The 25,314-nt window shown below is 70.1% G+C and carries 1 protein-coding gene (cut by a window edge); it reads right to left on the bottom strand.

Translation table 11 applies throughout. From position 1 onward, the window contains the following. On the bottom strand, positions 1 to 25,314 hold the 5' portion of the coding sequence (locus NC7_RS05690; protein ID WP_067979812.1) for a non-ribosomal peptide synthetase. It extends 19,554 nt beyond the left edge of the window; 25,314 of the gene's 44,868 nt are visible here — the first part of the coding sequence; it begins with the start codon at positions 25,312 to 25,314; its stop codon lies beyond the left edge, outside the window.

Here is a 25,314-nt window from a genome sequence, read left to right as displayed (position 1 = left end):
GGCGCGGGCCAGTTCGGCCAGCGCGGCGTGGGTGCGGGCATCGATCTCGAAGGTGTGGGTGGCGCCGCGACCGCTGGCGACCGCGGGGCGCGGCCGGTCGGCGGGCAGGTCGAGCTGTTCGGGCAGGCCACGCAGGTGTTCGCGCCAGAAGGCGATCTGCTGGGCGATCACCGAGCGGGTGTCGTCCTCGTCGCCGAGCACCCCGCGCTGCCAGAGCGCGAAGTCGGCGTACTGGACCTCGAGCGGACGCCAGGCCGGTTCGGCGCCTTCCACGCGGGCGCTGTAGGCGGTCATCACGTCACGGGTGAGCGGGCCCATGGAGAAGCCGTCGGCCGAGATGTGGTGCACCACGAGGGCGAGCACGTGTTCGGTCGGGCTCACCTCGAACAGGGCCGCACGGAACGGCACCTCGGCGGTGACGTCGAACGCGGTCAGCACGAGCTGCGAAAGCCGCTGCGGCAGTTCGGCTTCGGTGGTCTCGATCGGGGCGAGGTCCGGGATGACCTTGCCGGTCGCGACGATCACCTGATGGGCGGCGCCGCCGGCCACCGCGGGGCGGTCGGCGGGCCCGGAGGCGGTAGCGGAGCCCGACCACGCAGGGCCCTCGGCCGCCCCGCCATTGGACACAGGGTAGTAGGTGCGCAGCGACTCGTGCCGTGCGAGCACGTCGGCCACGGCCACCTGTAGCGCCTGGCGGTCGAGCAGACCGGACAGGCGGACGGCGGCGGGAATGTTGTCGACGGCCGACTCGGGGTCGAAGCGGTTGAGGAACCACATGCGCTGCTGGGCCAGCGACAGCGGCACCCGCGCGGGACGCTGCTGCGGAACCAGCGGCGCGCGCCGCTCGTCACCGGAATGTGTTTCGGCCCGCGCGGCCAGCGCGGCGACCGTGGACGCCTCGAAAAGTTCGCGCACGCCGATATCGGATTCCAGGGCGGCCGACAGGCGCGCGGCGACCTGAGTGGCGGTCAGCGAGTTGCCGCCGAGGGCGAAGAAGTCGTCGTCGAGGCCGACCCGGTCCAGGCCGAGCACATCGGCGAAGGTGGCGGCGACGATCTCCTCGACCGGTGTGGTCGGCGCGCGGAACACCGCGGCCTCGAACACCGGGGCGGGCAGGGCCTTGCGGTCGAGCTTGCCGGAGGCGTTGAGCGGGAACTCGTCGAGGACGATGATCACCGACGGCACCATGTAGGCGGGCAGGTTGTTGCCCAGTTCCTCGCGGGCGTCCTCGATGTCGACGGTGCGGCCGACGGCGGGGATGACGTAGGCAACCAGCTGGTCGCCGGTGTGCTGGTCGCTGCGGACAACCACCACCGACTGTGCGACCTCGTCGAGACCGGTGAGCGCCGACTCGATCTCACCGAGTTCGATGCGCAGACCACGCAGCTTCACCTGGAAGTCGGTGCGGCCCAGGTATTCCAGTTCACCGTGCTCGGTCCAGGCGACGAGGTCACCGGTGCGGTACATGCGGGCGCCGTTCTCATCGAACGGGTTCGCGACGAAGCGGTCGGCGGTGAGGTCGGGGCGGGCGACGTAGCCGCGGGCCAGTTGGGTGCCCGCGAGGTAGAGCTCACCCGCGACACCGACCGGGACCGGGCGCAGGCGCGCGTCGAGGACGTAGACCTCGGTGTTGAACACCGGGGCGCCGATCGGCACGGTGTCGGTGTCGGTGTCGACGACCTCGTGGAAGGTGACGTCGACCGCGGCCTCGGTGGGGCCGTACAGGTTGTGCAGCGCCGCACCGGTGAGCTCGCGCAGGCGGTGCGCGGGCTTGGGCGGCAGTGCCTCACCGGAGGCGAACACCATCCGCAGCGAATCACACTGCGCGGCAGCGGCGTCGGCGACGAACACCGCGAGCATCGACGGCACGAAGTGGGTGACGGTGACGCCCTCGGCCGCGATGATCTCGGCCAGGTAGGCCGGATCACGATGACCGTCCGGCTTGGCCACGACCAGGCGCGCACCGATCTGCAAGGGCCAGAAGAACTCCCACACCGACACGTCGAACGTGGCGGGCGTCTTCTGCAGGACGACATCGGCCTCGGTCAGGCCGTACGCCGTCTGCATCCACACCAGGCGGTTCACGATCGCGCCGTGGCTGACGGCGACACCCTTCGGACGACCCGTCGAACCGGAGGTGAAGATCACGTACGCGGTGTTCGACGGACGCAGCGGGGAGGTGCGTTCGGCGTCGGTGAGGCGGGTGTCGGCGTAGCCGGACAGGTCGAGCAGATCGATGCGGACCTGCGCGGTGTCGATCTCGAGATCGGTGTCCGAGGTGAGCACACACACCGGATCCGCCGTCGCGAGAATGTATTCCGTGCGCTCGGCCGGATGATCGGGGTCGAGCGGCACGTAGGCGCCACCGGCAACGCTCACCGCGTACATGCCGATCACCAGATCGAGCGAGCGGCGCATACCAAGGGCCACATAGGTTTCCGGGCCGACGCCGCGATCCACGAGCCAGCGGGCCAGGCGGTACACCCGGGCCGCGAACTCGGCGTAGGACAGACTCGTCCCCTCGAAGGTGAGGGCGGTGGCCTGCGGGGTGCGGGCCAGCTGCGCCTCGAACATCGAGACCAGGGTGGCGCGCTGATCCACCTCGTGCGCGGTGGCGTTCCACTCGTGCACCACGAGTGCGCGTTCGGCGGCATCGAGCAGTTCGATATCGCCAACGGCCACAGACGGTTCGGCCGTGATCGCGGTGAGCACCCGGATGAGGCGCTCGGCGATGCGATGCACGGTGGCGGCGTCGAACAGGTCGCTCAGGTACCCGGCGCGGATGCGCAGCTGGGTGTCGAGCTGGGCGATGAGCGAGAGCGGGTAGTGGGTGGCGTCGGCGGCGTCCAGGCCGGTGACGGCCATGCCGTCGATGTCGGCGGCCTGGGCCTTGATGCCCTCGGCGTCGACCGGGTAGGACTCGAAGACCACCAGCGAGTCGAACAGGCCACCGATCCCGGCGGCCGACTGGATCTCGGCCAGGCCGATGTAGTGGTGGTCGAGCAGGTCGGCCTGCTCGCCCTGGGTGCGGGTCAGCACGTCGCGCACCGATTCGGCGGCGTCGAAGCGGACGCGCACCGGCACGGTGTTGATGAACAGACCGACCATCGACTCCACGCCCGACAGCTGCGCGGGACGACCGGAGACGGTGGTGCCGAACAGCACGTCGTCGCGACCGGTCATCCGGCCGAGCACGATCGACCACGCCACCTGCAGCACCGTGTTCGGGGTGACGCCGAGCTCGGCGGCCAACGCGACCAGACGGCCGGTGGTGGTCTCGTCCAGGTCGAACAGGTACTCGTCCGACAGGGCGGTGATCTCGCGGCTCGCGTCCGGGCGGGCGAGCAGCGTGGGCTCGATGACCCCGCGCAGCGCATCGGACCAGACAGCCACCGAGGCCGAATGATCCTGCTGGGCAACCCATTCCAGGAAGTGGCGATAGGAGCGGACGGCGGGCAGCGCGCTCGCGTCGCCGTGCAGGGCGTAGAGCGCGAGCAGGTCGCGCATCACCAACGGCATCGACCAGCCGTCGAGCAGGATGTGGTGGTTGGCCACCACGAAACGCCATTCGTGCTCGCCCACCCTGATCAGGGTGAAGCGGATGAGCGGCGGCTCGGCCAGGTCGAAGCGGGCGTTGCGGTCGGCCTCGACGAGGTCGGCGAACTCGCCCGTGGCCGCGGTGCGACCGGCGGGCCCGGAGGAGGTAGCGGAGCGTGACCCCGCAGGGCCTTCGGGAGTACCGCCATTGGGCACAGTGCGGTCGTGTTCGGCCCAGACGACGCGGGCGTTGTCGAGGACGATCTGCACGGCATTGCCGTCGTGATCGGTGACGAACGCGGTGCGCAGGGTCTCGTGTCGGTCGAGCAGGGCCTGGGCGGCGGCGCGCAGACGGGTGGCGTCGACATGACCGGTGAGCGTCAGTACCGCCTGGGCGGTGTAGACGTCGACCGAGCTCGCGGCGAGGCGGGCGTGGAAGAACAGACCGGCCTGCAGCGCGGCCAGCGGCCACACCTGGGTGAGCTCGGGGTAGCGCTGTTCCCAGCCGTCGATGTCACGCTGGGTGGCGCGCACGAGTGCGAAGTCCGACGGCGTGTGACCACCGGCGTCGGCCGAGTTGGCGTGGCGGGCAACGGCTTCCAGCGCGGTGACCCACAGGTCGGCGAACTCGCGGACCTCGGCTTCGCCGAGCAGGGTGCTCGGGTAACCGATATTGGCACTGAGCTTGTCGCCGACGACGATCGCGTTGACATCCAACGGTGCCATCGCGGGCATGTCGGCGTCGTAGGCGCCGCCGAGGGAGGCCAGCTCCGAGGCGGGGATCCAGCCGAAACCGCGCAGCGCGTCGGGGACATCGCTGTCGGCGACCCGACCGAGGTAGTTGAAGCTGATCTGGCCGGGCAGCTCGGTGGGCAGCTCGGCGGCGGTGTCGGCGTTCATGTACCGCAGCAGGCCGTACCCGATGCCCTTGTCGGGCACCGAGAGCAGCTGTTCCTTGACCGCCTTCACGGCCTGACCGATCGCCGGACCACCGGCCAGGGCGGCGTCGAGATCGATGCCGGTCAGGTCGAGGCGCACCGGGAAGATCGCGGTGAACCAGCCGACCGTGCGCGACAGGTCGGCACCGGGCGCGACCTCTTCCTCACGGCCGTGGCCTTCCAGGCGCACCAGCAGGGCGTCGTCCGAGTCGGTGACGCGACGCGAACGCCACTTGGCGGCGGCCAGGGCCAGCGCGGTGAGCAGACCGTCGTTCACCCCGCCGTGGAACAGGGCGGGCACCGTGGTGAGCAGTGCCTTGGTGACCTCGGCGGACACCTCCACCGGCAGCTTCTCGATCACACCCGACACGTCGACGGCCGGGTTCATCGGCCGCTCGGTGAGCAGCGGATCGGGCGTCGCGACGACCGAACGCCAGAAGTCGAGCTCGGCGACCCGCTCGGGGTCGCGTGCCTCGTCGGCCAGGGCGTGGGCCCAGGCGCGCATGGAGGTGGCGGGGGCGAGGAGTTCCGGCTGCTGACCCGAGGTCAGCTGACCCCAGGCGGAGACGAAGTCGGGCACCAGGATTCGCCACGACACACCGTCGACGACGAGGTGATGGGCGACCACGATCAGTCGCCCGGCCCGACGCGCAGGCTCGGCTCCCGCGGACTCCGCACCGGCAATCCGCGTGACATCACCGGCCGACGCAGTACCACCGACGGACGCGGCGCCATCTGCGGACGCGACTCCACCCGGCACGACAGCGCCTGCCGACGCGGCGGCACCGGCGGACGCAGCATCGGCGGTGGCGGCGTTGCCCGGCAGCGAGATGGTCGGGGTCATCGACTCGGTGGGCTCCAACCACACGAAGCGGACGACGACACCGTTGGCCGGGTCGAGCCGTTCCAGACTGGAATCCAGTGCGGCCGAGGCGATCTCGAACAGTTCGGCGTCGGAGACGTTCGGGTCGAAGGTGGTGCGGTCGATCAGGGTGTCGGCGTCGACGGTGCCCGTGGTCGCCGTGGTGACGACCCAGCGGCCGTCGACCTGGTGCAGGCGCGAGCGCAGCATGTCGTGCCGGTCGATGACGGCACCGACGGTGGCCGCGATGCCCGCCCGGTCGATGCCGACGGGCAGTTCCAGCGCCATGGTCTGGTTGAACCGGTCGAAGGAACCGGAACGCTCGGCCATGAATCGCACGACCGGCGTCAGCGGCATCTCACCGACACCACCGCCGGGAAGTTCCGCGAGCGTCACGGCGGAAGCCGCTGCCACATCGGCGGTTTCGGCGACCGAGGCCAGACCGGCGACGGTGCGCTGCTCGAACACGTGGCGCGGGGTGAACAGCACGCCGCGCGCCTTGGCCCGGGAGACGAGCTGGATGGAGACGATCGAGTCGCCGCCGAGGGCGAAGAACGAGTCGTCCACACCGACCCGCTCCACGCCGAGGACCTCGGCGAACACCTCGGCGATGGTCTGCTCGATCGGGGTGCGCGCGGCCCGGAAGGAGACCTCGGTGGCGAACACCGGCTCCGGCAGCGCCTTGCGGTCGAGCTTGCCGACCGGGGTGAGCGGCACCCGGTCGATCACCATGATCGACGACGGAACCATGTAGGCGGGCAGGCGTTCCTCGACGTGCGCGGTGAGCGCGGCCACATCGATCGAACGGCCCGGCGCGGCAACGACATACGACACCAGCGAGACGGCGCCCGCGGTGCTCTTGTGCCCGAGGGTGACGGCGAAGTCGACCGTGTCGTGCGAGGCGAGGGCGGAGTCGATCTCGCCCAGTTCGATACGGAAACCGCGGATCTTCACCTGGAAGTCGGAGCGGCCGACGTACTCGACGGTGCGTTCCGGGGTCCAGCGCACGACGTCACCGGTGCGGTACATCCGCTCCCCCGGCACGAACGGGTCGGCCACGAACCGGTCGGCCGTGAGACCCGGGCGGGCGTGGTAGCCGCGCGCCAGCTGGATGCCCGACAGGTACAGCTCACCCGCGACACCCACCGGAACGGGCTGGAGCTGGGCGTCCAGGATCAGCGAGCGCATGCCGCGCGTGGGTCCACCGATGGTGACCAGCTCGCCCGGCACCAGCGCATCGCTGATGTTGGTCATGATCGTGGTCTCGGTCGGACCGTAACCATTGTGGAAGGCACGAGTCGTGCCGAAAGAGTCAACGGGCGCACCCGAGGGCCCTGCGTGGTCACGCTCCGCTACCGCCTCCGGGCCCGCCGGGAGCGCCTGCAACGGAACCGCCCACTTCGACACCAGGTCGGCGGGCACCGCTTCACCACCGGCGACCAGCACCCGCAGCGAATCCAGGCCGCTCGGGTCGAAGGTCGCCAGGGCGGCGGGGGTGATGAAGGCGTGGGTGACCCGCTCGGCGCGGATCAGTTCGGACAGTTCGTCACCGCCGTACACACCCGGCGGGACCACTACCAGCGCACCGCCGCGCGCCAGCGCGAGCAGCAGCTCCAGGATCGACGCGTCGAACGAGGGCGAGGCGAAGTGCAGTGCGCGCGTGGACGAATCGAGGTGGTAGCGCTGCGCCTGCTCCTCGCCGAAGTTGGCGAGACCGGCGTGGGTGACCACGACGCCCTTGGGCACACCGGTGGAACCGGAGGTGTAGATGACGTAGGCGGGCTGCTCGGGCGTGGTGGCCCGCACGAGCTCGTCGTCGGCGATCGGACCGCCGTCGAAGCGATCGAGGTCGAGCTCATCGAGCACGAGCCAACCCACGGCCGAGTTGCCTGACGTCTGCGCCCGGGCGCCGTCCGCGATCGGCGCATCGGTCGAAGCACCTGCGGCAGTGGCGATTTCGAGCGACCGCGCACCACTCGACGTGGCCTGGTCCGAACCGAGCGCCTGCTCGGCGGTGGACGGGTCGGTGGCGATGTCGGGCAGTCCATCGCGCACCGACGCGACCGTGATGCCGAGCGGCGAACCCGAATCGGTGACCATGTGGGCGATGCGGTCGGCGGGGTAGGTCGGGTCGACGGGGACGAAGGCGGCGCCGGTCTTGGCGACGGCCCACGCGGCGAGCACCGAGTCGGCCGAGCGCGGGACGCCGATGGCGACGAGGTCTTCGGCACCGATGCCCTGCTCGATCAGCAAGCGCGCCAAGCGGTTCGAGCGTTCGTCGAGGTCGGCGTACGAGACAGCTGTCCCCTGGAACACCACGGCGTCGCCGGTCGGGTTCTGGGCGACGGCCTCGGCGAGCAGGGTGCGCAGGGTGCGGGCGGGCACCGGCGGGGCACCGACCCGGAACACCAGGTCGGCCCGTTCGGCAGTGTCGAGCACGTCGATGGCGCCGATGGTCACCGACGCGTCGGCGGCCACGGCCTCGAGCACGCGCTCCCAGCGGGTCGCGATGGTGTCGACCGTGGCTTCGTCGAACAGTTCGGTGGCGTAGTTCAGCGCCAGCGCCATCCCGCCGCTGCCGGGCTCGCCCAGCTCGGAGAGGGTGAACTGGAGGTCGAAGCGGGCGACGCTCTCGTCGAGATCGAGCGCGGACACGGCGAGACCGGGCAGTTCGAGGGTGGTGCGGTCCAGGTTCTGGAAGGCCAGCATCACCTGGAACAGCGGGTTGCGGGCCTGCGAGCGCTCGGGCGCGAGCAGTTCCACCAGGCGCTCGAACGGCACGTCGGCATTGCCGTAGGCGTCGAGGTCGGTCTTGCGGGCCTGCTCGAGCAGGTCGGTGAACGACTCGTCCGGTCGTACCCCGGTGCGCAGCACGAGGGTGTTGACGAACATGCCGACGAGGTCGTCGAGGGCCTGTTCGCCACGACCGGCGATGGGGGTACCGACGGCGATGTCGTCGGAACCCGACAGCCGGGCCAGCAGCACCGCCAGAGCGGTGTGCATGACCATGAACAGCGAGGCGCCCTGTCGGCGCGCGACCTCGTCGAGGCGGGCGATCAGCTCGGGCGACAGCTCGCGGTGCACCGACGCGCCACGCAGCGAGGCGATGGCCGGACGCGGGCGGTCGAAGGGCAGGGTGAGTTCGTCGGGGACACCGGCGAGCTGACGCTGCCAGTAGGCCACCTGACGCGCCATCAGCGAATCGGTGTCGTCCTCGGTGCCGAGCACGGCGCGCTGCCAGACGGCGAAGTCGGCGTACTGCACCGGCAGCGGCGCCCAGCCGGGCGCGGTGCCCTGGGCACGAGCCGTGTAGGCCAGCATCACGTCGCGGGTCAGCGGGGCGATGGAGAAGCCGTCGGCGGCGATGTGGTGGACCACCACGACAAGCACGTGCTCGTGCTCGTCGACGCGGAACAACCGGGCGCGCAACGGAACTTCTTCCGCCACATCGAATCCGGTGGAGACGAACTCGGTGACGGTCTCGAAGAGCTGGTCGGCGGCGACGGTGACCGGGCGCAGATCCAGCGAAATGCGTTCGGCCGCAACGACTTGCTGCACCGGGGTGCCGCCGTGCTCGGGGTAGCGGGTGCGCAGCGATTCGTGCCTGCGCACGAGGTCGGCCAGCGCCAGCGACAGCGCCTCGACGTCGAGGTCGCCGGTGAGGCGGATCGCGACGGGCAGGTTGTAGGCCGAGGAGGTGGTGTCGTACTTGTTGAGGAACCACATCCGCTGCTGGGCGAACGACAGCGGGACCAGCTCGCCGTCGGTGCGTTCGCGGGCGACGAGCGCCGCGCGGGCGGTGCCGCCGGTGTGCGATTCCACCCGGGCCGCGAGGGCTTCCACGGTCGACGCTTCGAACAGGGCACGCACGGGCACCGTCGCACCGAGCGCCGCGCCGATGCGGGCGACGACGCGGGTGGCGATCAGCGAGTTGCCGCCGAGGTCGAAGAAGTCGTCGTCGACGCCGACCCGGTCCAGGCCGAGCACGTCGGCGAACACCGAGGCCACGGTTTCCTGCACCGGGGTGACCGGGGCGCGGAAGGCGCGGGCCTGAACCGCCGGGGCGGGCAGGGCACGGCGGTCGAGCTTGCCGTTGACGGTGAGCGGGATCCACTCGAGCCGCACGAGCGCGGCCGGAACCATGTAGGCGGGCAGCTGCTCGGCGGCGCCGGTGCGCACGGCGTCGAGATCGGGTTCGATGTCGGCGTCGGCGACCACGTAGGCGACGATGCGCTGGTCACCGGGGGTGTCCTCACGCACGATGACCGCCGCCTGCGCGATGCCGGGCTGAGCGAGCACGGCAGCTTCGATCTCACCGAGCTCGATGCGGAAACCGCGCACCTTCACCTGGTCGTCGGCGCGGCCGAGGTATTCGAGTTCGCCGAAACGGTTCCAGCGCGCGAGGTCGCCGGAACGGTACAGCCGCGAACCGGCCTGGTTCGGGCCCGCAAGGGGGTTGGCGACGAAGCGGGTGGCGGTCAGGTCGGGTCGACCCAGGTAGCCACGCGCCAATTGCGGTCCCGCGACATACATCTCACCCGCGACACCCACCGGCACCGGGCGCAGCCGTGAGTCGAGCACGAACACGCTCAGGCCCGCGATTGCCCGGCCGACGACCGAACCGGCCGCCGCCGCGATGGTCTTCGCGTCCAGCGCGCGGTACGACACGTGCACCGTGGTCTCGGTGATGCCGTACATGTTCACCAGCGTCGGCGACGAATCACCGTGGCGGGCAACCCAATCCGACAGGCGGCGCAGCTCGAGCGCTTCACCGCCGAACACCACGTAACGCAGGGTCAGCGGCGCCACGCCCGGTCCGGCGTTCCGGTCGGCCTCGGCCAGCTGGTAGAACGCCGACGGCGTCTGGTTGAGCACCGTCACCTGCTCCACCCGCAGCAGTTCCAGGAACTGCTCGGGCGAACGCGAGGTGTAGTAGTCCACGACGATCAGTGAGCCGCCGAACAGCAGCGGACCCCACAGCTCCCAGACGGAGAAGTCGAAGGCGTAGGAGTGGAACAACGTCCACACGTCGCGCGGGCCGAAGCCGAAGTCGCGATCGGTATTGGCGAACAGCCGCACCACATTCCGGTGCGCGACGGCGACGCCCTTGGGGCGACCGGTCGAGCCGGAGGTGTAGATGACGTAGGCGACATTGTCGGGTGACAGCGGCGCGAGGCGATCGGCATCGGTGATGGGCGCGTCGTCGGCGTCCTCCACATTGCCGGTCTCCACGGCGAACCCGTCGAGGACAACCGACGGCAGGTGCGCGGGCACCGTCACCTGGACGGTGGAGTCGAGCACGACGCTGGTCGGGCGCGAATCCTCGAGCACGTAGGCGATGCGCTCGGCCGGGTAGGTCGGGTCGACGGGCACGTATCCGGCGCCGGTCTTGACCACCGCGAGCAGCGCCACGACCAGGTCGAGCGAACGCGGCAGGATCACCGCGACCAACGATTCCGGGCCCGCGCCGTCGTCGATCAGCCTGCGCGCGAGCACATTCGCGCGCCGGTCGAGTTCGGCATAGGTGAGCGATTCGACGCCGAACTTGGCGGCGATGCGATCGGGGTAGGCCGCGGCCGCCGCGTCGAACAGGTCGACCAGCGTGGTGTGCCGGTTGCCGAACAGCCCGCGCCGGTGACCGGCCGGGGTGCTGGCGTCGTGCACCACCGGCAGGGCGATGGCGTCGGCGCCCGAGGACACCCAGCGCTGGGCGACATCGCGCTGCTCGGCCTCGCCGAGCAGGTCGATGTCGCCGACGATCACGTCGGGGTTCTCGGCCACGGTACGCAGGATGCGGACCAGGCGGTCGCCGAAGGCGGCGACGGTCTCGGCGTCGAACAGGTCGGTCGCGTAGTTCCAGGACATGGCCAGCGAGCCGTCGGCGGCCTCGCCCACAGTGAGCTGAACGTCGAATTTGGCTGTACCCGGGTCGAAGTCGACCACGTCGAGGTCCAGACCCGGCAGTGCGACGGTGCCGGTGTCGGCGGCGGTGGCCGCCTCGAACGTCAGGGCCACCTGGAACAGCGGGTGGTGTGCCTGCGAGCGGGTGGGGCTGAGCACCTCGACGAGCCGTTCGAACGGCACGTCGGCATTGGCGAAGGCCGACAGGTCGACCTTGCGGACCTGCTCGAGCAGGTCGCCGAAGCGCCCGCCGAGGTCGACCTCGCTGCGCAGCACGAGGGTGTTGACGAACATGCCGACCAAGTCGTCGAGCGAGCGCTCGCCACGACCCGCGATCGGGGTGCCGATGGCGATATCGGTGCTGTTGGACAGTCGCGCGGCCCAGGTGGCCAGGGCCGCGTGCACCACCATGAACAGCGTGACGCCACGGGCGCGGGCGATCTCGGTGAGCGCGCGGTGCAGCTCGGCGTCGATCGAGAACCGGTGCAGGTCACCGGCATTGGTCGCGATCTCGGGGCGCGGCCGGTCGGCGGGCAGTTCGATCTGATCGGGCAGGTCGCGCAGCTGCTCGGTCCAGTAGGCGAGCTGACCCGCGGCGACCGAATCGGGGTCGGATTCCTCGCCGAGCACTTCACGCTGCCACAGCGTGTAGTCGGCGTACTGCACCTCGAGCGGCGCCCACGCGGGCACCTCACCCCGGGCGCGTTCGGTGTAGGCGACCACCACGTCACGCAGCAGCGGACGCAGCGAGAAACCGTCACCGCTGATGTGGTGCATCACCAGGACCGCGATGTGGGCCTGCTCGTCCACGCGCAGCAGGCTCGCCCGGAACGGCACCTCGCGGGTGACGTCGAACTGCACGCTCGCGAGCTCGACCACGCGGGCGACCACATCCTCGGCGGCGACCGGCTGGGCGGGCAGCGCGAAACGGACCTCGTCGACGGGCAGGATCTGCTGGTAGCCCGCACCCTCGATCTCGGGGTAGAAGGTGCGCAGCGACTCGTGCCTGGCCATCACGTCGGCGATGGCGGATTCCAGTGCGGCCGTGTCGAGTTCGCCGGTGAGCTGGACGGCGATCGGGATGTTGTTGACCGCGGTGCGGTTGTCGAAGCGGTTGAGGAACCACATGCGCTGCTGGGCCTGCGACAGCGGGACCAGCTCGGGCCGAGGACGCGGGGCGAGCGGCACACGGGCACCACGGCCGGACGCGGTCTCCACTCGGGCCGCGAGCGCGGCGACGGTGGGCGCCTCGAACAGCGCGCGCAGCGGCACCTGGGCGTCGAGGGCCTCGGACAGGCGCGCGGCGACCCGGGTGGCCACCAGCGAGTTGCCGCCGAGTTCGAAGAAGTCGTCGTCGAGACCGACCTGGCCCGCGCCGAGCACCTCGGCGAAAGTGGCGGCGACGATCTGCTGCACCGGGGTGACCGGCGCCTGGAACACCCGCGCGGCGAACACGGGGGCGGGCAGGGCCTTACGGTCGAGCTTGCCGGAAGCGTTGAGCGGGAAGGCGTTCAGCACCATGAACGCGGCGGGCACCATGTACACCGGCAGTTCGGCCGACAGGGCGGCCTTCGTCGCATCGGTGTCGACACTCTGCCCGGTCTCCGGGATCACGTAGGCGACCAGCTGGTCGCCGGTGTGCTCGTCGGCGCGCACCACAACGACCGCCTGCGCGATCTGCGGCAGCGCGGTGAGCGCGGACTCGATCTCGCCGAGTTCGATACGCAGACCGCGCAGCTTCACCTGGAAGTCGGTGCGGCCCAGGTATTCCAGCTCCCCGTCGGGGGTCCAGGTGACGAGGTCACCGGTGCGGTACATGCGCTCGCCGGGGGTGAACGGGTCGGCGACGAAACGGTCCATCGTGAGGTCGGGGCGACCGACGTAACCGTGGGCCAGCTGCACGCCCGCCAGATACAGCTCACCCGCGACACCGACGGGAACGGGCCGCAGCCGCGAATCCAGCACGTACAGACGGGTGTTGAACACCGGCGCGCCGATCGGCACGGTGTCGGTGTCGGCCTCGGTGACCTCGTGGAAGGTCACGTCGACGGCGGCCTCGGTCGGGCCGTACAGGTTGTGCAGCGCGGCACCGGTGAGTTCGCGCAGGCGCTGCGCGGTCGGCGCGGGCAGCGCCTCACCGGAGGCGAACACATTGCGCAGCGAAACACAGTCGGCGGCAAGCGGTTCGGTGACGAACACGGCCATCATCGACGGCACGAAATGCACCGTGGTGACCTGCTCGGCCACGATCAGCCGGGCAAGGTAGGCCGGGTCGCGATGCCCGTCGGGCTTGGCGACCACCAGGCGCGCACCGACCTGCAGCGGCCAGAAGAACTCCCACACCGATACGTCGAAGGTGGCGGGCGTCTTCTGCAGCACCACGTCGTCGGCGGCCAGACCGTAGGCGGCGTGCATCCACACGAGGCGGTTGACGATGGCCGCGTGGCTGACCGCGACGCCCTTGGGGCGCCCGGTCGAGCCGGAGGTGAAGATGACGTAGGCGGTATTGCCGGAGCGCAGTGGGCGATGCCGGTCGGCGTCGGTGACCGGCTCGGCCGAGTGGCCGGACAGGTCGAGCTGATCGATGCGTACCTCGCGACCGGCGGCCGCGGGCAGGCTCTCGCCGGAGGTGAGCACGCACACCGGCTGGGCGGTGTCGAGGATGTGCTCGATGCGCTCGGCCGGGTGATCGGGGTCCAGCGGCACGTACGCGCCACCGGCGGCGGACACGGCGTACATGCCGACCAGCAGGTCGATCGAGCGCCGCATGCCCAGGGCCACATACGATTCCGGGCCGACACCGGCGTCCTTGAGCCAGCGGGCGAGCTTGCGCACGCGCACCGCGAACTCGGCGTAGGACAGACTCGTCCCCTCGAACGTGAGCGCTGTCGCGTCGGGCGTGCGCGCGACCTGCGCCTCGAACAGCGCGTTGAGGGTGGCCGGGTCGTCGTCGCTCGGGGTGCTCAGCGCCGCGTCGACCGCGAATTCGGTGTCGTTCCAGCGGTCGAGCACCAGGGTGCGCTCGGCATTGTCGAGCAGTTCGATATCACCGACGGGGGCAGTCGGGTCGGCCACGATCGCGGCGAGCACGCGCAGCAGGCGGGCGCCGAAGGTGGCGGCGAACTGCGAGTCGAAAAGGTCGGTGGCGTAGACGAGTTCGGCGTCGAGGTGGCTGTCGTCGTCGGCCGGGACCTCGCTCAGCGCGAGCTGCAGGTCGAACTTGGCGGTGTGCTGGTCGATGCCCAGCTCCGACACGGTCAGACCGGGCAGTTCCAGGGTGGTGCGGCCCAGGTTCTGGAACGACAGCATCACCTGGAACAGCGGGTGCCGCGACTGCGAACGGGCCGGGTTGAGCACCTCGACGAGGCGTTCGAACGGCACGTCGGCGTGGGCGAAGGCGGCCAGATCGTTCTCGCGCACCTGGCCGAGCAGTTCGGTGAAGGTGACGCCGGGGTCCACCTCGGCGCGCAGCACCAGGGTGTTGACGAACATGCCGACCAGGTCGTCGAGTGCCTGCTGTCCACGACCGGCGACCGGGGTGCCGATAGCGATGTCGGAGGTGCCCGACAGGCGCGCGAGCAGCACGGCGAAGGCGCTGTGCACAACCATGAACAGGGTGGTGCTGTGCTCGTGAGCGACGCGGTTGAGGGCGTCGACGAGTTCGCCCGGCACCTCGAAGCGGTGCGTGCCCGCCTGGTAGCTGGCCTGCGCGGGCCGCGACTTGTGGCCAAGGCGCAGCTCGTCGGGCAGGTCGGCCAGCGCGGTGCGCCAGTGGTCGAGCTGCTCGGAGATCAGCGAGGTCGGGTCGTTCTCGTCGCCGAGGACCTCGCGCTGCCACAGCGCGTAGTCCACGTACTGCACGGCAAGCGGCGGCCAGCCGGGCTCGGCGTTGGCGGTGCGGGCGACGTAGGCGGTCATCAGGTCGCGCACCAGCGGGCGCAGCGAGAAACCGTCGGAGGCGATGTGGTGGACCACCATCACCAGCACGTGCTCGCGTTCGCTCAGCTCGTAGACACGAAGGCGCACCGGCGGATTCGCGGTGACGTCGAAACCGCGACGGGCGAACTCGTAGAGCGAGGTCGCCATGTCGGTCTCGCCGGGGCGACCGGCGGGCGCGGAGGCGGTAGCGGAGCGTGACCACGCAGCGCCCTCGGGAGCCCCGAAGTCGGACACGGCCTCGACCAGTTCGACGTCCGGAATGGCGGCCGCGGCGGCGAGCACCTTCTGGTAGGCGGTGCCGTCGTGGGACGGGAAGACCGTGCGCAGCGACTCGTGGCGGGCGATCACGTCGGCGACGGCCCCGCGCAGGGCGGGGAAGTCGAGCAGGCCCTGCAGGCGCACCGCGACCGGGATGTTGTAAGTGCCGGTGTCCTCGGCGTCGAAGCGGTTGAGGAACCACATGCGCTGCTGTGCCAGCGACAGCGGCGGGTACTCCGGACGCGGACGCGCGGTGAGCTCGGCGCGCAGACCGCTGCCCGCGTGCGATTCCACCCGCGCGGCGAGCGCGCCGACGGTCGGCGCCTCGAACAGGGTGCGCACGCCGACCTCGGCGTCGAGCGCCTTGCTCAGGCGGGCCGCGACCTGGGTGGCGACCAGCGAGTTGCCGCCGAGGGCGAAGAAGTCGTCGTCCACGCCCACGCGCTCGGCGCCGAGCAGGTCGGCGAAGATCTCCGCGACGATCTCCTCGATCGGCGTCGAGGGCGCACGGAACACCTTGGCCTCGAACACCGGCGCGGGCAGCGCCTTGCGATCGAGCTTGCCGGAGGCGTTGAGCGGGAACGCCTCGAGCACGACGAGCGCCGAGGGCACCATGTAGGCGGGCAGCTCGGCGGCGAGCCCGGCCTTGACGGCGGCCACATCGAGAGCCGAGCCCGGTTCGGGCACAACGTAACCCACGAGCTGGTCGCCCGCGTGCGCGTCGGCACGGACAACGACGACCGACTGCGCGACACCGGGCTGGGCCAGCAGCGTCGCCTCGATTTCGCCGAGCTCGATACGCAGGCCGCGCAGCTTCACCTGGAAGTCGGTGCGGCCCAGGTAGTTCAGTTCACCGTCGCGGGTCCAGGTGACCAGGTCGCCGGTGCGGTACATGCGCGAACCGGCGGGACCGTAGGGGTTGGCGACGAAGCGGTCGGCGGTGAGGTCGGCCCGGTTGAGGTAGCCGACGGCGAGCTGATCGCCCGCCAGGTACAGCTCACCCGCGACACCGGAGGCGACGGGGTGCAGGCGCGAATCCAGCACGAACACTTTGGTGTTCCACACCGGACGGCCGATCGGCACCGATTCCACGTCGGCGTCGACGACCTCGTGATAGGTCACGTCGACGGCGGCCTCGGTGGGGCCGTACAGGTTGTGCAGGCGGGCACCGGTCAGCTCACGCAGGCGCTGCGCGGTGGGCGCGGGCAGCGCCTCACCGGAGGCGAACACCTGGCGCATGCGCACCGCGTCGCCGTTGCCGTTGTTGCCGAGGGTCGACACGAACACCGACAGCATCGACGGCACGAAATGCGCTGTGGTGATGGACTGTTCGGCGATGATCTGCGCCAGGTACACCGGGTCGCGGTGACCATCGGGCTTGGCGACCACCAGGCGCGCACCGGTCTGCAGCGGCCAGAAGAACTCCCACACCGACACGTCGAAGGTGGCGGGGGTCTTCTGCAGCACCGCGTCGGTGGCGGCGATCGGGTACTCGTGCTGCATCCACAGCAGCCGGTTCACGATCGCGGCGTGGTCGACGGCGACACCCTTGGGGCGGCCGGTCGAACCGGAGGTGAAGATGACGTAGGCGGTGTTGCTGTCGCGCAGCGGACGCACCCGCTCGGCGTCGGTGATCGGGGCACCGCTGAAATCGGCGGGCGCCTCGATGTTCTCGACGGCGTGCACGGTGACGCCCTCGGCCTCGAAACCGTCGCGACGGCTGGTGAGCACCAGCTGCGGCGCCGCGGTCTCGATGATGTGGCCGATGCGGTCAGCGGGCTGATCGGGGTCGAGCGGCACGTATGCCGCACCAGTCTGCAGCACCGCGTACATGGCGACGACGAGTTCGGTGGAACGCCGGATGGCAAGGGCCACATGCGAACCCGGGCCGACACCGTCGGCGATCAGCCTGCGGGCGATGCGGTTGGCGCGCTCCTGCAGCTCGCGGTAGGTGAGCTGTTCGGCTTCGAAGACCAGCGCGACCGCGTCGGGGGTGCGCTCCACCTGGGCGTCGAACAGCGAGACCAGGGTGGCGTGCGGCACCGCGTGCGCGGTGTCGTTCCAGTCGACCAGGACCTGCGCGTGCTCCTCGGGCGCGAGCAGGTCGATGTCGCCGACCGGCACCTCGGGGTCGGCGACGATCGCGGCGAAGATGTTGTCGAGGCGGCGGGCGAACGCGGCGACCGTCGATTCCTCGAACAGGTCGAGCGCGTAGGAGAACTCGGCCGACATGCCGCCGACCTCGCCGTCGGTGTCCTGCACCTCGGTGAGCGTCAGCTGCAGGTCGAACTTGGCCAGCTGGGCGTCGTAATCGATACCGCTCACCGAAAGGCCGGGCAGCTGCAGCGAGGCCTGCTTGGTGTTCTGGAACGACAGCATCACCTGGAACAGCGGGTGCCGCGCCTGCGAACGGGCCGGGTTGAGCACCTCGACGAGCCGCTCGAACGGCACATCGGCGTGAGCGAAGGCCTGCAGGTCGGTCTCGCGGGCCTGGTCGAGCAGGGTCGCGAAGGCGGTGGCGCCGTCCACCTCGGTGCGCAGCACCAGGGTGTTGACGAACATGCCGACGAGATCGTCGAGCGCCTGGTCACCACGACCGGCCACCGGGGTGCCGATGGCGATGTCGGACGACCCGCTCGAGCGCGCGAGCAGCACCGCGAGGGCGCTGTGCATCACCATGAACAGCGAGGCGTTGTAGCGGCGGCCCAACTCCATCAGGGCACGCTGGGTTTCGCCCGCGATCACGAAGCTGTAGGTGCCGCCTCGGTAGCTGGCGGCGGGCGGACGCGGGTGATCGGCCGGGAGCACCAGCTCATCGGGCAGATCGGCGAGTTCGCGCTTCCAGTAGTTGATCTCCGACGAGATCAGCGAGGCCGGGTCGTCCTCGGACCCGAGCACCTCGCGCTGCCACAGCGCGTAATCGGCGTACTGGACCGGCAATTCGGCCCAGGTCGGCGCCTCCCAGGAGGTGCGCGCGGCGTAGGCCATGATGACGTCGCGCGAGAGCGGTGCCATCGACCAACCGTCGGCGGAGATGTGGTGCACCACCATGCCGAGCACGTACTCGGAGTCCGAGATCTCGAAAAGCCGTGCGTGCAGTGGCACTTCGCTGGTCACGTCGAAGGCCATCGAGGCCAGGTCGATCAGATGATCGATGAGGTTTTCCTCGGTGACCCGGTACGGGGTGAGGTCGGGCACGATCTGGGCGGCGTCGAGCACCACCTGCACCGGGCCGTTGCCGGAGTCGGGGAACACGGTGCGCAGCGACTCGTGCCGGTCGATGACGTCGATGACGGCCACCTGCAGGGCGGCCACGTCGAGGTCACCGGACAGGCGGATGGCGACCGGGATGTTGTTGACCGCCGAGGCGGTGTCGAAGCGGTTGAGGAACCACATGCGCTGCTGAGCCAGCGACAGCGGCACCTGCTCGGGCCGCTCGCGCGCCACCAGGGCCTTGTGGGCGCCGTCGCCCGCCTGCGATTCCACGCGGGCGGCCAGGGCGGCCACGGTGGAGGCCTCGAACAGCATCCGCACCGGAACGCGGGTATCGAGGGCGATGCCCACGCGCGAGACGACCTGGGTGGCGATCAGCGAGTTGCCGCCGAGTTCGAAGAAGTCGTCGTCGACGCCGATGCGCGGCAGATCGAGCACGTCGGCGAAGACCTGCGCGATGATCTGCTCGATCGGCGTTGTCGGAGCACGGAATTCGCGCACCTCGAACACCGGGGCGGGCAGGGCACGACGGTCCAGCTTGCCGTTGACGGTCAGCGGGATGGCGTCGAGTTGCACGAACGCCGAGGGCACCATGTAGGCCGGGAGCTGGTCGGCGGCGAACTGGCGGACCTCGTCGAGGTCGAGCTTGTGTGATTCGGCGACGACGTAGGCGACGATGCGCTGACCACCGGGCTGGTCCTCGCGCACGATGACCGCGGCCTGCGCGATCTCCGGGTGCGACAGCACGGCGGCTTCGATCTCACCGAGCTCGATGCGGAAACCGCGCACCTTCACCTGGTCGTCGGCGCGGCCGAGGTATTCGAGTTCGCCGAAACGGTTCCAGCGCGCGAGGTCGCCGGAACGGTAGAGGCGTTCGCCGTCGCCCATCGGGCTCGCGACGAACCGGGTGGCGGTCAGGTCCGGGCGGCCGAGGTAGCCACGCGCCAATTGCGGTCCCGCGACATACATCTCACCCGCGACACCCACCGGGACAGGACGCAGACGCGAGTCGAGCACATACACGCTCAGACCGGCGATGGCGCGGCCGACGATGGAACCGGAAGCGGCGGCGATGGTTTCGGCATCGAGGGCGCGGTACGACACGTGCACCGTGGTCTCGGTGATGCCGTACATGTTCACCAGCGTCGGCGACGAATCACCGTGGCGGGCAACCCAATCCGACAGGCGACGCAACTCGAGCGCTTCACCACCGAAGACCACGTAACGCAGGCTCAGCGGCTCGGCGCCAGGGCCAGCATTCCGGTCAGCCTCGGCCAGCTGGTAGAACGCCGACGGCGTCTGGTTGAGCACGGTGACGCGCTCGGTGCGCAGCAGATCGAGGAACTGCTCGGGCGAGCGCGAGGTGAAGTAGTCGACGACCACCACGGTGCCGCCGAACAGCAGCGGACCCCACAGCTCCCACACCGAGAAGTCGAAGGCGTAGGAGTGGAACAGCGTCCACACATCGTCGGGACCGAAACCGAAGTCGCGATCGGTGTTCGCGAACAGTCGCACCACATTCCGGTGCGCGACGGCGACGCCCTTGGGGCGACCGGTCGAGCCGGAGGTGTAGATGACGTAGGCGACATTGTCCGGCGACAGCGGCGCGCGGCGGACGGCGTCGGTGATCGGCGCGCCGTCGGCGTCGTCGAGTTCACCGAGCACCAGCACGGGCAGGTCGTCGGACAGCTCCACCTCGGAGTCGGCGTCGATGACCACGCTCGTCGGACGCGAGTCCTCGAGCACGTAGGCGATGCGCTCGGCCGGATACGTCGGGTCGACCGGTACATAACCGGCACCCGTCTTCACCACCGCCAGTAGCGCGACGACCAGATCCAGGGATCGCGGCAGGATCACCGCGACCAGCGACTCCGGGCCCGCGCCGTCGGCGATCAGCTTGCGCGCCAACGCATTCGCGCGGTGGTCCAGCTCGGCGTAGGTCAGCGACTCCGTGCCGTAGCGGGCCGCGACATTGTCCGGATGCGCCGCGACGGCGGATTCGAACAGGTCGACCAGGGTGATCTCCCGGTCGGCGAACTGCCCGGTGCCACCGTCGGGGGCGAAGCTGACCCACTCGCGCGACACATCGAGGCGTTCCTGCTCGCCGAGCAGATCAATATCGCCCACAGCCACCGACGGGTCGACGGTGATCGCGCGCAGGATCGACAGCAGCCGGTCGATGAACGACTGCACGGTCTCGGTGTCGAACAGGTCGGTCGCGAACTGCGCGACCGCCGCGAGACCCTGCGGGGCACCACCGCTGCTGTGCTGCTCGGTGATGGTCCACTGCAGGTCGAACTTGGCGATCGCGACCTCGAGCTCGTCGGCGCTGACCGTGAGACCGGGCAGCTCCAACTCGCCGTGCGCCATCTCCTGGAACGACAGCATCACCTGGAACAGCGGGTGGCGCGCCTGGGAGCGGGTCGGGTTGAGCACGTCGACCAGGCGCTCGAACGGCACATCGGCATTGCCGAACGAGGCCAGGTCGGTGTCGCGGGTGCGGGCCAGGAAATCGGCGAACGACAGGCCGGGATCGACGTCGGAGCGCAACACCAGGGTGTTGACGAACATGCCGATCAGGTCGTCGAGCGCCTGCTCACCACGGCCCGCGATGGGGGTGCCCACCGCGATGTCGCGGGTGTTGGACAGCCGCGACAGCAGCACCGCGAGCGCGGCGTGCAGCACCATGAACAGGGTGACGCCCTTGGCGCGGGCCAGGGCGATCAGGTCCGCGTGCAGCTCGGGGTCGATGTCGAAGGCCAGCTGCGCGCCACGGAAACTCTGCTGCTGCGGGCGGATCCGGTCGGCGGGCAGGTCGAGCTGGTCGGGCAGGCCGTCCAGCGCCCGGCGCCAGTAGTCGATCTGGCGGGCCGCGATGGACTCCGGATCGGACTCCGAACCGAGCAGTTCACGCTGCCACAGCGTGTAGTCGCGGTACTGCACCGGCAGCGGTTCCCACGCCGGGGCCAGCCCCGCCGCGCGGGCGAGGTAGGCGGTGGCGACATCGCGGGCCAGCGGGCCGAAGGAGAAACCGTCGGCGGCGATGTGGTGGACGACGAAGGCGACCGCGTATTCCGGTGTGCCATTGGTGGTTCCGCCGGTGACCCGGTAGATCCGCACCCGGATCGGCAGTTCGAGGGTGACGTCGAAACCCCTCGAAGCGAAGTCGACCAGCTCGGCGGGCAGCTCGGCCTGATCGATCGAGGACACGGTGATGCCCAGGTCGAACTCGTCGGCGCCGAGCACCCGCTGGAAGCCACCGTCGGCGTCGGGGAAGATCGTGCGCAACGACTCCTGGCGCACCACAACATCATTGAGCGCCGCGATGAGCGCGTCGACCTCGACGCGGCCCTTCATCCGCACCACGAAGGGCAGGTTGTAGGTGGGCGCGGCGGGGTCGAACTGGTTGATGAACCACATCCGCTGCTGGGCCAGCGACAGCGGCACCCGATCCGGATGCTCCTGGGCGACCAACGGCGGACGCGACGAAACCTCGGCGGGCGCAACGGCTTCCGCCCGCGCGGCCAGCCCGGCCACGGTCGGCGTCTCGAACAGGGCGCGCACACCGAGCTGGATGCCGAACGCGGCGCCGATGCGGGCCACGACCTGGGTGGCGACCAGCGAGTTGCCGCCGAGTTCGAAGAAGTTGTCGTCGGCGCCGACCCGTTCCTGGCTCAGCACATCGGCGAAGATGCCCGCGACGATCTGCTCGGCGGCGGTACGCGGAGCACGGAAATCGCCTGCGGCGGCGGTGAACACGGGCTCGGGCAGGGCCTTGCGGTCCAGCTTGCCGGAGGTGTTGAGCGGGAAGGCGTCGAGCACCATGATCGACGCGGGCACCATGTAGCTCGGCAGCTTCTCGGCGACGAACCTGGTCAGGGTCGCCGGGTCGGCGGACTGGCCAGGCGCGGGCACCACGTAGGCCACCAGCTGCTGACCGGTCGCGGTGTCGACCACGAGCACCGCCGCCTGGCTGACGCTCGGGTGCGCGAGCAGGTCGGTCTCGATCTCGCCGAGTTCGATGCGCTGACCACGGAACTTCACCTGGAAGTCGGTGCGGCCGATGTATTCGAGGACGCCGTCGCTGTTCCAGCGCACCAGGTCACCGGTGCGGTACATGCGCTCGCCGGGGCCACCGACGGGGTTGGCGACGAAGCGGTCCGAGGTCAGGTCGGGGCGGCCACGGTAGCAGCGGGCCAGCTGACGACCGGCCAGATACAGCTCACCCGGTGCACCGATCGCGGCCGGGCGCAGCCGCGAATCCAGCACGTAGACTTCGACATTCCATTCGGGGATACCGATCGGCACCGTGACGGTGTCGGCTTCGGTTGCCTCCCAATAGGTTACGGAGACCGCGGCCTCGGTGGGGCCGTACAGGTTGTGCAGTCCGGCGCTGGAAATGGCGCGCAGACCGGCGGCGGTCTCCGGCGGCAGCGCCTCACCGATCACGAAAACCGCACGCAGCGAAGCACATTGGGCGGCGGTGGCGTGCGAGACGAAGACGGTGAGCATGGACGGCACGAAATCCGTCACGGTGACGCGGTGGCGTTCGATCATGTCCGCGACATACAGCGGGTCGCGGTGCCCGTCGGGCGAGGCGATGACCAGCTCGGCGCCAACCATCAGCGGCAGGAAGTAACCCCACAGCGACACGTCGAAGGTGGTCGCGGTCTTCTGCAGGTACACGTCGTCGGCGGTCAACCGGTACTCGTCGAGCATCCACAGCTCTTGGTTGACGATCGCGTGATGGGTGACCGCGACGCCCTTGGGGCGGCCGGTGGAACCCGAGGTGTAGATGACGTAGGCGGTGTTGTCCGGGCGCAGCGGAGCGAGCCGGTCGGCATCGGACACAGGTGTGGCGTCGAAACCGGTGGTGTCGAGTCGATCGATCTCCACCCGGGCGACATCGGCGGGCAGGTCGAGGTCGTCACGGCTGGTGGTGAGCACGCAGACCGGTGCCGCGGATTCGAGGATGTAGGCGGTGCGGTCGGCCGGGTGATCCGGGTCGATCGGCACGTAGGCGCCACCGGCGCGCAGCACGGCGTGCATGCCGATCACCAGCTCGAGCGAGCGGCGCATGCCGAGGGCGACGAGGGATTCCGGGCCGACACCGTCGGCGATCAGGAAACGCGCGAGCCGGTTCACCCGGTCGGCGAACTCGGCGTAGGTGAGCGTTTCGCCCTCGAAATTCAGGGCGATGTTGTCCGGGGTGCGCGGGACCTGCGCGTCCAGCAGGGCGGGCAGGGTGGTCGCGGGGACCTCGTGCGCCGAATCGTTCCACTCGGTGAGCGAGCGTTCCAGCTCCTGGGCGCCGGTGACCGGCAGCGCCCACACGGGCAGCTCGGCGTCGGCGGCGAGGAAGCGGTCGAAGAACTCGAGGAAGCGGGCGTGGTGGGTGCGCGCCTCGTCGGCCGAATACAGGTTCGGGTTGGTCTCGAAGTCGATGTGGGAGCGGGTGCCGCCGTGCGACTGGTAGAAGTTGACGCCCAGGTCCTCGATGCTGCCGGTGGACAGCACGTTGAGCGTGCCCTCCATGTCACCGAAGCGCAGCTGGTTGTCGAACAGCATGATGTTGACCCACGGGCCGAAGAACTCCGTGGAGACCATGCCGTCGCCCGCCGAATCGCGGCGGATGTCCTCGTGCCGGTAGCGCTGATGACGCAGCGCGCCCGACACCTCGGTGGTGACCGAACGCAGCAGCTGGGCGACCGTGGTGTCGTGGCCGACACGCAGGCGCAGCGGCACGATATTGGAGGTCGCGCCACCGGAGCGGCGCATGGTCGCGGTGGTGCGGGCGGTGACCGGCAGGCTGAGGATGACGTCCTCGGTGCCGGTGATCTGGGCCAGGTAGGCGGCGAAACCGGCGATCAGCAGCGGGGCGGCGGTGCTGTCGTGGCGGGTGATCGCGGCGGCGAGCAGGTCGTCCTGGTCCTGGCTCAGCGCGGCGCTGGTGATGTCGTTGACCGGCGACGGCGGCGCCGACCGACCGGTGAGGCTGCTGCCCTCCTCCAGACCGGCGACGCGCTGGGCCCAGTGCTCCTTGTCGGACTGGAAGCGGGAGCTGTCGCGGTAGGCGATCTCGGACTCGTAGAGCGAGCGCAGATCGGCGGCCTTGTTCGGCGGGGCCGGGATGCCGGTGACCTCGGCGGTGTAGAGCTGTGCCGTGCGGTTGACGAAGTTGTTGGCGCCGAAACCGTCGAGCACGATGTGGTGGACGCGGGCGTACCAGTACCAGCGCTCGTCCTCGAGCTGCAGCGCGGCGGCCTGCACCAAGCGGTCGGCGACGATGTCGAGCGGGCGGCTGTACTCGGCGCGCATCCACGCGGCGGCGGCGGCCTCCGGGTCGGCCTCACCACGCAGATCGACATAGATCAGCGTCGCGTCCTGGGTGGGGTCGATGGTCTGCATCGGCTCGCCGTCGATCTCGACGATGCGCAGCCAGCCCGATTCGAGGTCGGTGGCGGCACCGGCGCTCGCACGCTCGAGCGCGGCCACATCGAGGCGGCCACGCAGGTCGACGTACTGGGCGATATTGATCGGCACCTGTGGGTCGACGTGCTGCGCGTACCAGATACCCAGCTGTGCGGGCGAGAGCGGGAAGTACTCCGCAGAGCCTCCACGTCCGTCACCAGTTTCGCCGTTTCCGCCGAAATCCAGCCGGTCCAA

It is taken from the genome of Nocardia caishijiensis NBRC 108228 (genome assembly GCF_001612825.1).
GTDB lineage: Bacteria > Actinomycetota > Actinomycetes > Mycobacteriales > Mycobacteriaceae > Nocardia > Nocardia caishijiensis.
The sequence above is the reverse complement of the archived record's forward strand: the minus strand, read 5'-3'. Positions and strand labels throughout refer to the sequence as shown.